General features: G+C 71.9%; 9 protein-coding genes and 2 pseudogenes. All 11 read left to right on the forward strand.

Annotated elements, in window-relative coordinates; translation table 11 throughout:
• Nucleotides 1-126: 126 nt before the first annotated feature.
• Nucleotides 127-438: pseudogene (locus AC529_RS16805) on the forward strand (winged helix-turn-helix domain-containing protein); the annotation flags it as partial.
• 62 nt (nucleotides 439-500) lie between these two features.
• On the forward strand, nucleotides 501-2,192 hold the full coding sequence (mtrB, locus tag AC529_RS16810) for an MtrAB system histidine kinase MtrB (protein ID WP_232306804.1): 1,692 nt from the start codon (nucleotides 501-503) through the stop codon (nucleotides 2,190-2,192).
• The gene (locus tag AC529_RS16815) at nucleotides 2,189-4,072 is read left to right on the forward strand and encodes an LpqB family beta-propeller domain-containing protein (protein WP_068758336.1); all 1,884 of its coding nucleotides are present in this window, start codon (nucleotides 2,189-2,191) and stop codon (nucleotides 4,070-4,072) included. Before mtrB ends, AC529_RS16815 begins: the two co-directional genes overlap by 4 nt.
• A 76-nt stretch (nucleotides 4,073-4,148) precedes the next feature.
• Nucleotides 4,149-4,838 (forward strand): ComF family protein, encoded by a 690-nt coding sequence (locus AC529_RS16820; RefSeq protein ID WP_068758337.1) that lies wholly within the window; start codon nucleotides 4,149-4,151, stop codon nucleotides 4,836-4,838.
• A 769-nt stretch (nucleotides 4,839-5,607) separates the two neighbouring features.
• Nucleotides 5,608-6,300 carry a ribosome hibernation-promoting factor, HPF/YfiA family gene (gene hpf / locus AC529_RS16825; protein WP_068758338.1) on the forward strand — a complete coding sequence of 231 codons (693 nt, stop codon included), beginning with the start codon at nucleotides 5,608-5,610 and terminating at the stop codon, nucleotides 6,298-6,300.
• Nucleotides 6,301-6,520: 220 nt separating this feature from the next.
• Nucleotides 6,521-7,253: pseudogene (locus AC529_RS16830) on the forward strand (response regulator).
• A gap of 140 nt (nucleotides 7,254-7,393) precedes the next feature.
• Nucleotides 7,394-10,327 (forward strand): preprotein translocase subunit SecA, encoded by a 2,934-nt coding sequence (secA, locus tag AC529_RS16835; RefSeq protein WP_068758339.1) that lies wholly within the window; start codon nucleotides 7,394-7,396, stop codon nucleotides 10,325-10,327.
• Between the two features lie 269 nt (nucleotides 10,328-10,596).
• A complete protein-coding gene (locus tag AC529_RS16840; protein ID WP_068758340.1) occupies nucleotides 10,597-11,046 on the forward strand; it encodes a PTS sugar transporter subunit IIA in 450 nt (149 codons plus the stop codon).
• On the forward strand, nucleotides 11,037-11,741 hold the full coding sequence (locus tag AC529_RS16845) for an HAD family hydrolase (protein ID WP_068758341.1): 705 nt from the start codon (nucleotides 11,037-11,039) through the stop codon (nucleotides 11,739-11,741). Before AC529_RS16840 ends, AC529_RS16845 begins: the two co-directional genes overlap by 10 nt.
• A gap of 2 nt (nucleotides 11,742-11,743) precedes the next feature.
• Nucleotides 11,744-12,007, forward strand: a complete 264-nt coding sequence (locus AC529_RS16850; RefSeq protein WP_068758453.1) for an HPr family phosphocarrier protein — start codon at nucleotides 11,744-11,746, stop codon at nucleotides 12,005-12,007.
• Between the two features lie 97 nt (nucleotides 12,008-12,104).
• Nucleotides 12,105-13,766: a glycoside hydrolase family 3 protein gene (locus AC529_RS16855; RefSeq protein WP_068758342.1), complete on the forward strand. Its 1,662-nt coding sequence runs from the start codon at nucleotides 12,105-12,107 to the stop codon at nucleotides 13,764-13,766.
• Nucleotides 13,767-13,769 lie beyond the last annotated feature (3 nt).

The raw sequence follows: 13,769 nt of genomic DNA on the forward strand, positions 1-13,769 counted from the left end.
CCGCTCGGCCTCGGCGGGGGGGCCGAACACCACGCCGGAGACGAAGGGGAGGGGGCCGTGCAGGCGGGTTAGCGGCCGGGGCGCGGAGGCGCTGTGGGCGGGGCCGGCCGGCCCCCCCCGGGGGGCCCCGCCCCCGAGATCCTCCAGATCGGGGACATCACCATCGACGTCGCCGGGCACTCCGTCCGCCGCGGCGACCAGCCGATCAACCTCACCCCGCTGGAGTTCGACCTGCTCGTCGCGCTGGCCCGCAAGCCCCGGCAGGTCTTCACCCGCGAGGTGCTGCTGGAGCAGGTGTGGGGCTACCGCCACGCCGCGGACACCCGCCTGGTCAACGTGCACGTCCAGCGGCTCCGGGCCAAGATCGAGAAGGACCCCGAGCACCCGGAGATCGTGGTCACCGTACGGGGGGTCGGTTACAAGGCCGGCGCCGCCTGACGGCTCCGAGGACGGAAACGGTGTCGGACAGCGTCCACGGTGCGAACGCGGCTCCCCCCACGGTGGACGGGGAGCCCGCGTCCACGCGGTGGCAGCGGCTGGGCAGTGCGCTGCGCGCCGGATACCTGGTGACCCAGCGGCTGGCGCGCACCCTCGTCGCCGCGATGCACTCGCGGTGGCGGCGCTCCCTCCAGCTCCGCGTGGTCACCACCACCCTGCTCGCCTCGGTTCTGGTCACCGCCGTCCTGGGGTTCTTCATGGTGCAGCAGGTCCGCTCCGACCTGCTCAAGGCCAAGGAGCAGGCCGCGTTCGGCGACCACCACATCGGGCTGACCGCGGCCCTGGGCATCCTTCAGGACAGCGGCCAGCAGGACCCGGAGCGCCAGCTCGACGAGATCGTCGAGGAGCTCAGCGCGCGCAGCGGCTCCACCGGCCTGTACGACGTGGTGATCCTGCCGTCGGTGGGCGGCATGACCGGCCGCGCCAGCGGGGGCGTCGCCGAGGCGAGCGTGCCCACCCAGTTGCGCGAGGAGGTGCAGAACAGCGGGGGCGACACCCAGCACGGCCGCTACACCGAGATCATCCGCGGCTCCGAACGCGAGCCCGGGCTGGCCGTGGGCGCCCAGCTCTCCAGCGCCTACGAGCTGTACTACCTGTTCCCCCTCGACCACGAGCAGCAGATGCTCGACCTGGTGCAGCGCACCCTGGCGCTGGTCGCCTCCGTGATGGTCCTGCTGCTGGCCGCCATCGCCTACGTGGTCACCCGGCAGGTGGTCACTCCGGTGCGGCAGGCCGCCAGCTCGGCCGAGAAGCTGTCCTCCGGCGACCTGTCGGAGCGGATGCGGGTGCGCGGCGAGGACGACCTGGCGCGCCTGGCGGTCTCCTTCAACGACATGGCGGGCAGCCTCCAGGAGAAGATCCAGGAGCTGGAGGAGCTGTCCAAGGTCCAGCGCCAGTTCGTCTCCGACGTCTCCCACGAGCTGCGCACCCCGCTGACGACCATCCGCATGGCCGGGGACCTGCTGTTCGAGGAGCGCGAGGCGTTCGACCCGGCGGTGCGGCGCTCGGTGGAGCTGTTGCAGAGCCAGTTGGAGCGCTTCGAGGAGCTGCTCACCGACCTGCTGGAGATCAGCAGGCACGACGCCGGCGCGGCCACCCTCGCCGTGGAGCGCGCCGACATCCGCGACGCGGTCCTCCGGGCGGTCAGCGAGGCCGAGCAGATCGCGGAGAAGCGCGGGATCAAGGTGGTGCTGCGGCTGCCCGCGGAGCCGTGCATCGCCGAGTTCGACGCCCGCCGCATCAACCGCATCCTGCGCAACCTCATCGTCAACGCCATCGAGCACAGCGAGGGCAAGGACGTCGTCGTGACGGCGGCCGGGGACCGCGACGCGGTGGCGGTGGCGGTCCGCGACTACGGGGTCGGCCTCAAGGAGGGCGAGGAGCACCTCTGCTTCGACCGCTTCTGGCGCGCCGACCCGGCCCGCGCCCGCACCACGGGCGGAACCGGGCTGGGGCTGTCCATCGCCAAGGAGGACGCGCAGTTGCACGGGGGCTGGCTCCAGGCGTGGGGGCGGCCGGGCATGGGCTCGCAGTTCCGGCTGTCGCTGCCGCGGGTGTCCGGCACCGAGCTGCGCGGCTCCCCGCTGCCGCTGGTGCCGCCGGAGGTGGCGCTGGGCGGGACGCTGTCGGTGTTCAGCGGCCAGCAGGTCGGGCTGGAGAGCGTACGGGGCGCAGGCGCGGGGGAGGAAGCGTGATCGGACGGGCGAGCCGGATCGCCGCCGTGGCCGGGACGGCCTGTCTCGCGGCGGTGCTGTCGGGATGCGCCACCGTTCCCACCGGGGGACCCACGTTCGAGGGGCGGGGCGGCGGGGTGTCGGGCCAGGTGGACACCTTCACCCGGCTGCTGCCCGCCGGACCCCAGCCGGGCTGGGGGGAGAACGCGCTGGTGCGCGGCTTCCTCAAGGACATGGGCAGCTTCGAGGAGAACCACGCGGCGGCCCGGCTCTACATGACCGAGGAGCGCAGCGAGGTCTGGCAGCCCAGCGACCGGGTGCTCGTCTACGAGGAGATGGACGCCGTCCGCTTCGACGTGGAGGCGGTCGAGGAGGGGCGCACCGCCCAGGTCCGGGTGCGCACCCAGCTCTACGCCACCATCCGCCCGGACGGCCAGTACGTGGCGGCGCAGCAGGGGGAGACGATCGACGTCCTCTTCGACCTGGCCAAGGTCGACGGGGAGTGGCGGATCGCGAACCTGCCCGACGACATCCTGCTCAGCCGCCAGGACGTCGACCGGGTGTACCGCCCGCTCAACCTGTACTACTTCAACCGGGACATGAGCACGCTCGTGCCGGACCCGGTCTTCCTGCCGGTGCGCTCCACGGTGGACATCACCGGGCAGCTCGCCCAGCACCTCGTCTCGATGCTGGTGCAGGGGCCCACCGACTGGCTGGCGCCCGCGGTGCGCACGGCCTTCCCCGAGGGGGCCACCGCCTCCGTGGACTACTCCTCCGGCAGCGTCGTCGTCGACCTCTCCCCCGGCTCCGCGACCGTCGACTCCGGGCGCCTCTCCGACATGAGCGCCCAGCTCGTGTGGACCCTCAAGCAGCTTCCGGAGATCCAGGAGTTCACCCTGCTCGTCGGCGGCGAGGAGGTGGAGCTGCCCGGGGCCGAGGACGGAGTGCTCCAGGCCAGCAGCCCGAACTGGAACGCGGTGAACCCGGCCGGGCTGGCCGGGTCGCCCAACGCCTACTTCGTGCGGGACAGCCAGCTGTGGTCGCTCGACGTCGACCAGCACGAGACGCTGGTCCCCGGGGCGGCCGGGCAGGGGCGCGTCCTGCTGGAGGAGCACGCGGTCTCCCTCGACGAGAGCCGGGTCGCGGGCGTCTCGGCGGACGACGGCTCGGTCCGGGTGGCGCCCCTCACCGGCGACGGCGACTTCACCACGGTCCTCGACGGCGGCGACTACACCTCGCTGTCCTGGGACCGCTACGGCAACCTGTGGGTCCTGGAGGACCTGTCCGCCGAGGCGGAGGAGAGCCGCCAGGAGGAGGACCTCGACGACGACACCGAGCCCGGCGGCACCCCCTCGGACGGCTCCGCGCGGTCCGACCGGGAGCGCGCCGAGGGACGCCGGCTGACCCGGCTGTGGCTGGTGCCCGACGGCGCCGAGGACCCGGTCGAGGTGCACGCGCCGGAGCTGGCCGAGATCCCGGTCACCGAACTGCGCCTGTCCCGGGACGGCACCCGGGCGGCGGTGCTCACCGGTCCCGCCGACTCCGGGCAGGTCCTGGTGGGCCGGGTGGTGCACGGGGAGGCGTCGGTGTCCCTCCAGGCGTTCCTGCCGCTGGCACGGGACCTGGCCACCGTCACCGGCCTGTCGTGGCGCGGCTCCGACCAGTTGGCGGTGCTGGGGCAGAAGGACCGCGGCGCCGTCCAGGCGTACCTGGTCTCGCTCAACGGCAGCGGGGAGTCCACCAGCGCGGGCGCGGTGACGGGCGCCGACATGAAGACCATCACGGCCGCTCCCGGCATGCCCCTGCTGTCGGGCACCGAGGAGGACACCATCTCCTCCTCCAGCGACCGGCTCATGTGGCGGCGCGCGGTCGAGGGGACCAACCCGGTCTACCCGGGCTGACCCGCGGCCGCACCGGTTGTCCACAGCCCGGGGAAACGGGGGGCGACGCCCCGCGGCGCGCGGCCACCGTGGAGGCATGGCGATTCTCTCGGTTCTCTCCGGTTGGGCGGCGGCACTGGGCGACCTGGTGCTCGAGCAGCGCTGCGCCGGATGCGGCAGCGCCGGCGCGCCGGTGTGCGCGGCGTGCGCGGACGTGATCGGCCGGGGGCCGTGGCGCTGCCGCAGCCGCCGCGGCTGCCCGCCGGCCTGGGCGGCCGCCCCGTATGCGGGCCGCTGCCGTGCGGTCCTGCTGGCCTTCAAGAACGGCGGGCGCAGAGCGCTGGCGGAGTGGCTGGCCGACGGCCTGGCGGAGGCGGTGCGCGCGGCGGCGCCCGCCGCGGAGCAGATCAGTCTCGTGCCCGTGCCGGGGCGGGCCTCGGCCGTCCGGAAGCGCGGCTACGACCCGGTGCGGACGCTGGGCGAGGCCGCGGCGGTCCGGCTGCGCGCCCGGGGCGTGGCGGTTCGGGTGGTGCCCGGGCTGCGGCTGGCCCGCACCCCCCGCGACCAGGTGGGGCTCGACGCCGCGCAGCGGTGGGCGAACCTGGCCGGGGCGATGCGGGTGCGGCGCCGCGGCCTTCCCCCGGACCGGGGCGCGACCGTCGTCGTCGACGACGTGCTCACCACGGGCGCCACCCTGGCCGAGGCGGCCCGGGCGCTCGGCGCGGCGGGGGTCCGGGTGGACGGCGCCGCCGTGGTCGCGGAACGCGGACCGCTGGAGGCGGGGTGAGGACGGCCGCACCGCGGGCGGCCGGGAGGGTGCGGCCCCGCTCCCGCACCGGTCGCGGTACCGGGGCGGAGAAGATCTTCGGGCAGTTCCGAGAAGTCGTTGGGGAACAGTACCTGACAACTCGCCGATCTCGGGCTAGCGTTCCAGTATGGCACCCGCCCGGGTCCGTGGTTGCGTCGAACGCGGCGCCCTCGTCGCGAGGGCTCCGGGTCGGCAAGCCGATGCCAGCCGCAGGCGAAACGGCCCACGTAAGGCGACTTTTCGTCGACTGATCACGGTGCGGCTTAGAGGTAAGTCCTGCCTCTTGGGAGGGCCCGATGCCCTCCGGACAAGGGAGAAGGGTAGTAGTGGCGCACAAGCGCCGCGAGCCCCTCAGCAGGCGGATGTGGGGACGAAGACCAGGTCGGCCGGGCGGGTGGCACTTTCTGTCCGCACGGGGCGCGCCCTTGGGGGCGCCCCTCCGCGGACCTCGTGTCCACCGGACGCGGCCCGCACGCCCGCGCCGGTGCCCTCCTCCCTCCCGGGTGCGCCCCGCGCGCCGTTGCGACCGGCTGCCGCGCTCCCGGACACCCCGTCCTCCCCCTGGCGGCACACGGGACCAATGACCAGTGATGACCGTGGGCTCCACGGGGTATACGCCCAACAAGAAGATCTGTGGCCACTGTGGCTGGAGAGGAGGAAGAGACCGACAACCCGGCGCGTACCGCGAACGGGACGCACACCATGAGCTGGCCGTCGACGAGGACGGCCACGCGACGAAGGGGGTCTTGTGGACATCATCGTCAAGGGTCGACGTACCGGAGTCAGCGACAAGTTCCGGCGCCACGTGGAACACAAGCTGGCCAAGCTCCACAAGTGGGACCACAAGAACATGATGAGCGTCGATGTGGAGGTGTCCAAGGAGCGCAACCCGAAGCTCGCCGACCACCGGGAGCGGGTCGAGCTGACCATCCGCTCCGCCGGCCCGGTGGTCCGGGGCGAGGCCGCCGCGGACGACCGTTACACCGCTCTGGACCTTGCCCTTGACCGAATCGAGTCCCGTCTGCGCAAGGTCGCCGACCGCCGCAAGGTGCACAAGGGAAGCCGCAGCCTGGTCTCCGTCGCCGCCGCCACCGCGCAGTTGCCCACCGAGCAGCAGCCGCTCGGTGAGGTCCTCCAGCCCGCAGACACCGAGCAGCGCGGGGAGGAGGCGGTGCCCCGGATCGAGGAGGAGCTCGACGGCAGCGCCCTGGGCAGCGCCCTCACCGGAGACTTCGTCGAACTCGACACCAAGGGCGACGCCCCCGTGATCGTCCGCGAAAAATTCCACCACGCCGCCCCCATGACCATCGACCAGGCGCTGATGGAGATGGAGCTGGTGGGCCACGACTTCTACCTCTTCCGCGACAAGGAACAGGGTTCGCCCAGCGTGGTCTACCGGCGCAAGGGGTTCAACTACGGCGTGCTGCGCCTGATGGAATAAAGTTTCCTACATCCGAATAGCGTCCTGGTGCGCCGTGCCCGGTCCCGCAGCCGAGCGCGGCGCACCGTGGGATACGGCGTTCCCGCGGGATCTCCCGCGGCCCGTGGGCCGTCGGGATCCGGGGCCACGGCCCCGCGTCGCGCGGGCGGAGGGGCACGGACGCCTCCGCGCGACGCCCGCACCCGTGTGACGCCGCGCCGCGCGGGAGGAAGGAACAGCAGTGAGCGGGACTCCCCCCACCCGACTGGGATCCATCAAGGTGCTCGTCGTCGACGACCATGCGTTCTTCCGGAGAGGGCTGGTCTCCGTCCTCGCAGAGGAGCCCGACATCGAGGTGGTGGGGGAGGCCGGGGACGGCGAGGAGGCGATCGCCCGGGCCGCCGAGCTCCGTCCCGACATCGTCCTGTTGGACGTGCGCATGCCCAAGGCGGGGGGGGATCGCCGCCTGCGCCGGGATCAAGGAGGCCGTTCCCGACGCCAAGATCGTGATGCTCACGATGAGTGACGAGGAGGAGGACCTCTTCGAGGCGATCAAGGCCGGCGCGACGGGCTACCTCCTCAAGGAGATCTCGGTGGTCGAGCTGCCCGAGGCGGTGCGCGCGGCCTCCAACGGCCAGTCCTTCATCAACCCCTCCATGGCCACCAAGCTCATCGGCGAGTTCGCGGCGCTGGCCCGCCGGGAGGAGGAGCGGGGACGCGCCCAGCCCTCGACGGCGCCCCGGCTGACCGGCCGGGAGACCGAGGTGCTGCGCCTGGTCGCGCGCGGGCTGAACAACCGCGACATCGCGGACCGGCTCTTCATCTCCGACAACACCGTCAAGAACCACGTCCGCAACATCCTGGAGAAGCTCCAGCTCCACTCGCGGACCGAGGCCGCGGTCTACGCGATCAGGGAGAAGTTCCTGGACGCCGACGACACCGACGAGGGAGGTCCCGTCCCCCGAGGCAAGTGACCACTCTGCGTGTTTCCGACTTTGCGGTACGCAGATGTGCCTGGGAAGGCAATAGGCTCTCCTACGATGGATGGAAGCCACGGGGGATGGATGCGTCCCGTCTCCGGATGCGGGCCACAATCGCGAGGAGCGCATTAGAAGTGCCAGGCATACTCGACAGGGTCCTGCGCGCAGGCGAGGGCAAAGTCCTGCGCAAGCTGAAGAAGCTCAAGGACCAGATCAACTCCATCGAGGATGATTTCGTCGATCTCAGCGACGCGGAACTGCGTGAGCTCACCGACGAGTACAAACAGCGGCTCGCCGATGGTGAGGAGCTGGACGACCTGCTGCCCGAGGCATTCGCCACCGTCCGCGAGGCGGCGAAGCGGACCCTGGGCCAGCGGCACTTCGATGTGCAGCTCATGGGCGGCGCCGCGCTGCACTTCGGCAACATCGCCGAGATGAAGACCGGTGAGGGCAAGACGCTCACGGCCACGCTCCCCGTCTACCTCAACGCGCTCACGGGCAAGGGCGTCCACGTCGTCACCGTCAACGACTACCTGGCTCGCCGCGACGCCGAGACCATGGGCCGCATCTACCAGTTCCTCGGTCTGGAGGTCGGGGTCATCTCCCCGGAGATGTCCCAGGCCGAGCGCCGCAAGGCGTACCAGGCCGACATCACCTACGGCACCAACAACGAGTTCGGCTTCGACTACCTGCGCGACAACATGGCGCGCTCGATCGACAACTGCGTGCAGCGCGGCCACTACTTCGCGATCGTCGACGAGGTCGACTCCATCCTGATCGACGAGGCGCGCACCCCCCTGATCATCAGCGGCCCCGCGGAGCAGAACTCCCGGTGGTACGTGGAGTTCGCTAAGATCGCCCCGAGGCTGCGCCGCGACGTCGACTACGAGGTCGACGAGAAGAAGCGCACCGTGGGCATCACCGAGGCCGGTGTGGCCAAGGTCGAGGACTGGCTGGGCATCGAGAACCTCTACGAGGCGGTCAACACCCCCCTGATCAGCTTCCTCAACAACGCGATCAAGGCCAAGGAGCTCTACCGCCGCGACAAGGACTACATCGTCAAGGACGGCGAGGTCCTCATCGTCGACGAGTTCACCGGACGCATCCTGCAGGGGCGCCGCTACAACGAGGGCATGCACCAGGCCATCGAGGCCAAGGAGAAGGTGCGGATCAAGGACGAGAACCAGACGCTCGCCAAGATCACCCTGCAGAACTACTTCCGCCTCTACGAGAAGCTGGCCGGCATGACCGGTACGGCGGCGACCGAGGCCGCGGAGTTCCACCAGACCTACAAGCTCGGCGTGGTGCCCATCCCCACCAACAAGCCGATGATCCGCGAGGACCTGCGCGACGTCGTCTACAAGACCGAAGAGGCCAAGTTCGAGGCCGTCGTGGAGGACATCGCCGAGTGCCACGAGAAGGGCCAGCCGGTCCTCGTCGGCACCACCAGCGTGGAGAAGTCGGAGCTGCTGAGCAAGATGCTCAAGCGGCGCGGCATCCCGCACGAGGTCCTCAACGCCAAGAACCACGCGCGTGAGGCGGCCATCGTGGCCCGGGCGGGCAAGCTCGGCGCCGTCACGGTGGCCACCAACATGGCCGGCCGCGGTACCGACATCATGCTGGGCGGCAACCCCGACTTCATCGCCGCCGAGGAGCTGCGCGAGCGCGGCCTGTCCCCGCTGGAGACCCCGGAGGAGTACGAGAAGGCCTGGCCGGAGGCGCTGGAGCGGGCCAAGAAGGAAGTCGAGGCCGAGCACGAGAAGGTCGTCGAGGTCGGCGGGCTGTACGTGCTGGGCACCGAGCGCCACGAGTCCCGGCGGATCGACAACCAGCTCCGCGGCCGCTCCGGCCGCCAGGGCGACCCCGGCAAGTCCCGCTTCTACCTGTCGCTGCGCGACGACCTGATGCGGCTGTTCAACAGCGAGCGGGTCCAGATGATCATGGACCGCCTGAACCTGCCCGACGACCAGCCGATCGAGTCGGGGATGGTCACCAAGGCGATCCAGAGCGCGCAGAGCCAGGTCGAGCAGCAGAACTTCGAGATCCGCAAGAACGTCCTCAAGTACGACGAGGTGCTCAACCGGCAGCGCAAGGTGATCTACGCCGAGCGCCGCAAGGTGCTGGAGGGCGCCGACCTGCGCGAGCAGGTCGAGGCCATGATCGACGACGTGCTCGACTCCTACGTCGCCTCCGCCACCGTCGAGGGCGAGCCGGAGGACTGGGACCTCGACCGCCTGTGGACCGCCTTCTCCCAGATCTTCCCGGTGAGCTTCACCGCCGACCAGTTGATCGAGGAGAACGGCGGCGACATCAGCGCGCTGACCCCGGAGATCATCAGCCAGCGGGTCCGCGAGGACGCCCACGAGATCTACGAGCGCCGCGAGGCCGAGATCGGCGAGGAGACCATGCGCGAGGTCGAGCGCCAGGTCATCTTGCAGGTCATGGACCGCAAGTGGCGCGAGCACCTCTACGAGATGGACTACCTCCAGGAGGGCATCGGCCTGCGTGCCATGGCGCAGCGCAACCCGCTGATCGAGTACCAGCGGGAGGGCTACGACATGTTCCAGGAGATGCTCGCGGGCATCAAGGAGGAGTCGATCCGCCTGCTGTTCAACGTCGAGGTCCGGGTCGCCCAGCCGCAGGCGGGCCAGCTCACCGCCACCTCCGCGGCCGCCACCGCCGCCGCGATCCCCGTCGTCACCCCCGCCGGGGAGAAGGAGGAGAAGGCCGAGGAGAAGGCTGAGGACGGCGAGAAGCCGGAGGCGGCCGAGGAGTCCGGGGAGGCCGGGGCCGCGGCGGAGGAGGCCGCCGAGGACGGCGAGAAGCCGCAGGCCGAGGAGGAGGCCGAGGCCGCCGGGCAGGAGCCGAAGGTCGTGATCCCCGGGCTGAGCAAGGCCGACAAGCCCGCAAGGCTCCAGTACACCGGGCCCAGCGAGGGCGGCGGTGTGGAGAAGCACACCGAGGACGAGGGGGCGCAGTACGCCAACACCCCGCGCAACGCGCCCTGCCCGTGCGGCTCCGGGAAGAAGTACAAGAAGTGCCACGGCGCACCCAGGACGCGCGTGTGACACCACAGGTGAACGGCGGCGGCCCCGGGACCATCCCGGGGCCGCCGCCCGTTTCGCACGTCCCGCGCAGCCGGCTGCCCACCTGCGGCTCCGGCGGCGTCACCGTGCCGCGGGAATGGTCCTGTCACAGAGCGGCCACACGTTTTTCGGTCAATCGTCTAGGCTTCCGGCATTCTCGTGCCTAAGCTCTCCTGTGACCCACGGCACCTTGCCAGTCCGGGTGGCCTCCGCCGTCCGACGACGCCCTGACCGGTAAAGGAGGTAGGAGCGTGCTTACGGTACTCGCCCCCGTGACGGGTGTGGCTGTGGGCCTCGACAAGGTCCCCGAACCGACGTTCGCGCAGGGACTGGTCGGACCGGGAACCGCCATCGACCCCCGGCGCGAGTGGCAGGAGGCGGTCGCTCCGATCACCGGCCGGATCGTCAGCTTCCATCCGCACGCCTTCGTGGTGCGCAGCGCCGAGGGCCGGGGCGTCCTGGTGCACCTGGGGATCAACACGGTCCGGCTGCCCCTCATCCGGGGGTTCGAGCTCCTGGCCGCCCAGGGCCAGGACGTCACGGCCGGACAGCCGCTGATCCGGTGGAACCCCGCCGAGGTGGTGGCCAGCGGGGTCTCCCCGATCGTGCCGATCGTGGCCCTGGACGCCGACGGCGACGTCATCTCGCGGCCGGTCAGAGGAGAAGTCAGACGAGGGGAACCGCTGTTCCGATGGGCGTGAGGACCGGGAGGCCCGAGCCGCGCGCGGCCCTGTTCGACCTCGACGGGACCCTGGTCAACAGCGAGCCGCGCAGCGTCGCCGTGTGGGCCAGGGTGCTGCGGGCCCGCGGCGTCGAGCCGGACGAGGCGCTGCTGCGCCGGTTCATGGGGCGGCGCGGCAAGGACGTGATCGCCGAGTTCTCCCACCTGTTCCCCGGCGAGACCCCGCAGGACGTCTTCGCCGACGTCTGGCGGTACGGCCAGGACCCCGACCTGCCGCCGGTGCAGCATCTGCCCGAGTCGGTGGCGTTCCTGCACCACCTGCACGCCCGGGGCGTGCCGTTCGCCCTGGTCACCTCCGCGGGCCGACGCTGGGCCGAGAGCGCCCTGGAGCAGATGGGGGTCCGCGGCATGTTCCGCGGGCTGATCACCGCGGACGACGTCACCGTGGGCAAGCCGCACCCCGAGGGCTACCTCGGCGGGGCCGAGCTCCTCGGCCACCGGCCCGAGCACGTCGTGGTCTTCGAGGACACCCCGGCGGGCGTCGCGGCGGGCCGCAGCGCGGGCATGCGGGTGGTGGGCGTCACCACCACCCATCCGCCGCAGGCGCTGAGCCAGGCCGACCTGGTCGTGGACCACCTCACCCAGGTGGCCTGGCCGCAGTTGGTCCTGCGGGATTCGGGCCAGGACCGTTCCGCGCTGGCCGGGCAGGGGTGACCGTGGCCGAGCGTCGCGTCACGGTGGCCTCCCCGGTCGGGCTGCACGCCCGGCCCGCCGCCCGGTTCGTCACGGCCGCCGCCGCGTTCGACGGCGAGGTCTACCTCGCCCGGCCGGGCGGTCCGCGCGTGTCGGCGGCGAGCATGCTGGCGGTGCTGACCCTGGGGGTGCGCGGCGGGGAGGAGATCGTCATCACCGCCGAGGGCGACGGCGCCGAGGAGCTGCTGGACCGCCTCGCCGAGATCGCGGCCTGCACCGCGGACTGACACACGGCGGGACCTCGGCGCCGATCAGGGCCGCTCCGGGCCGCCGGACGTTCTAGGCTGGCCCCCGATCCCCGTCAACCCTCCGCGGAAGGTGGCCATGTCCCTTCGACGTCTCCCCGTGCTGGCCGGTGCCGCTGCCCTGCTCCTCACGACCGCCTGTGGCGGGGGAGGCGGCTCCCGACCCGGCGAGCGGCCCGCGCAGACCCTCAGCTCCACCGACCCGGAGGCCGCGGCGGCGGAGCTGCTGGCGGAGATGAGCCTGGAGGAGAAGGTCGGCCAGTTGTTCGTGCCCGTCCTCACCGGCACCACCGCCGAGGAGAACGCCGACGTGATCGAGCGGTACCACCCGGGCGGGTTCATCTACTTCCCCGAGAACCTGGAGAGCCCGGAGCAGGTCGCCGCCATGTCCAACGGACTCCAGGAGCTCGCCGCCGACAGCGGCGCGGGCGTGCCGCTGTTCCTCGGCGTGGACGAGGAGCAGGGCCTGGTCTCGCGGCTGCCGTTCGGCGCGCGCTTCCCCGACGCGATGGCGGTCGGCGCCACCCGCGACCCGGAGGCGGCCTCCGGACTGGCGGCGGCCACCGCCGAGCAGTTGGCGGCGGTCGGCATCAACCTCGACTACGCGCCGGTGGCGGACGTCAACGTCAACCCCGACAACCCGGTCATCGGCATCCGCTCCTTCGGCGCCGACCCCGAGCTGGTCGGCGAGATGGCTGCGGCCGAGACCGCCGCGTTCCAGGAGGGCGGGGTGGTGGCGGTCGCCAAGCACTTCCCCGGCCACGGCGACACCGACGTGGACAGCCACACCGGCCTGCCCGTCATCGACAAGAGCCGCGAGGAGTGGGAGCGCGTCGACCTGCCGCCGTTCCGGAGGCTGGTCGAGGCCGGGGTCGACATGATCATGACCGCGCACGTGCTCATGCCGCAACTGGACGGCTCGCAGGAGCCCGCGACCCTCTCGCCCGAGCTGATCGACGGGGTGCTGCGCGGGGAGCTCGGCTACGACGGGGTGGTCACCACCGACGCGCTCAACATGGAGGGGGTGCGCCAGACCCACGACGACGGCGAGGTCGCGGTGCGCGCGGTGCTGGCCGGGGCCGACCAGTTGCTGATGCCGCCCGACCTGGACCTGGCCTACTCCGCGGTGCTGGAGGCCGTGCAGGAGGGGCGCATCAGCGAGCAGCGGCTGGACGAGTCGGTGCTGCGCGTCCTGAAGCTGAAGCTGCGCCGCGGCCTGTTCGACGCCTCCCCCGCCGACGCGGAGACCGCGGCCGGGGTGGCCGGGAACACCGCGCACCACGAGGCCGCCCAGCGGGTCGCCGACGCTTCGGTGACCCTGCTGCGCAACAACGGCGGCGTGCTGCCGCTGCGGGAGGGCACGTCGGTGCGGGTGCTGGGCGCGGGCGCCGAGGAGATCGGTGCGGCGCTGGCGGACCTCGGGGTCACCGTCGCCGACTCCGTGAGCGGCGCCGACGTGGTCGTGGTCGGCACCGACGGGGCGCGCGGCGACGCCGAGCAGCGGGACCTGGTGGCCCAGGCGGTGACCTCGGGGTCCCCGGTCGTCGTGGTGGCCCAGGGCACCCCCTACGACCTCGGCGTGCTGCCCGACGTCGACGCCTACCTGGCCGTCTACTCCTCGATGGAGGTGTCCCGCACCGCCGCGGCCCGGGCGATCGTCGGCGAGGTGTCCCCGTCGGGGCGGCTGCCGGTCGACATCCCCGGTACCGACCTGGTCTTCGGCGACGGCCTGGGCTACTGATCC

This window comes from Thermobifida cellulosilytica TB100 (assembly GCF_001517975.1).
In the GTDB taxonomy this organism is placed as follows: Bacteria; Actinomycetota; Actinomycetes; order Streptosporangiales; family Streptosporangiaceae; genus Thermobifida; species Thermobifida cellulosilytica.

Excerpts from the sequence above, each read along its gene's own strand:
- AC529_RS16820 (WP_068758337.1), top strand. The coding sequence starts at position 4,149 with ATGGCGATTCTCTCGGTTCTCTCCGGTTGGGCGGCGGCACTGGGCGAC.
- AC529_RS16845 (WP_068758341.1), top strand. The coding sequence starts at position 11,037 with ATGGGCGTGAGGACCGGGAGGCCCGAGCCGCGCGCGGCCCTGTTCGAC.
- AC529_RS16855 (WP_068758342.1), top strand. The coding sequence starts at position 12,105 with ATGTCCCTTCGACGTCTCCCCGTGCTGGCCGGTGCCGCTGCCCTGCTC.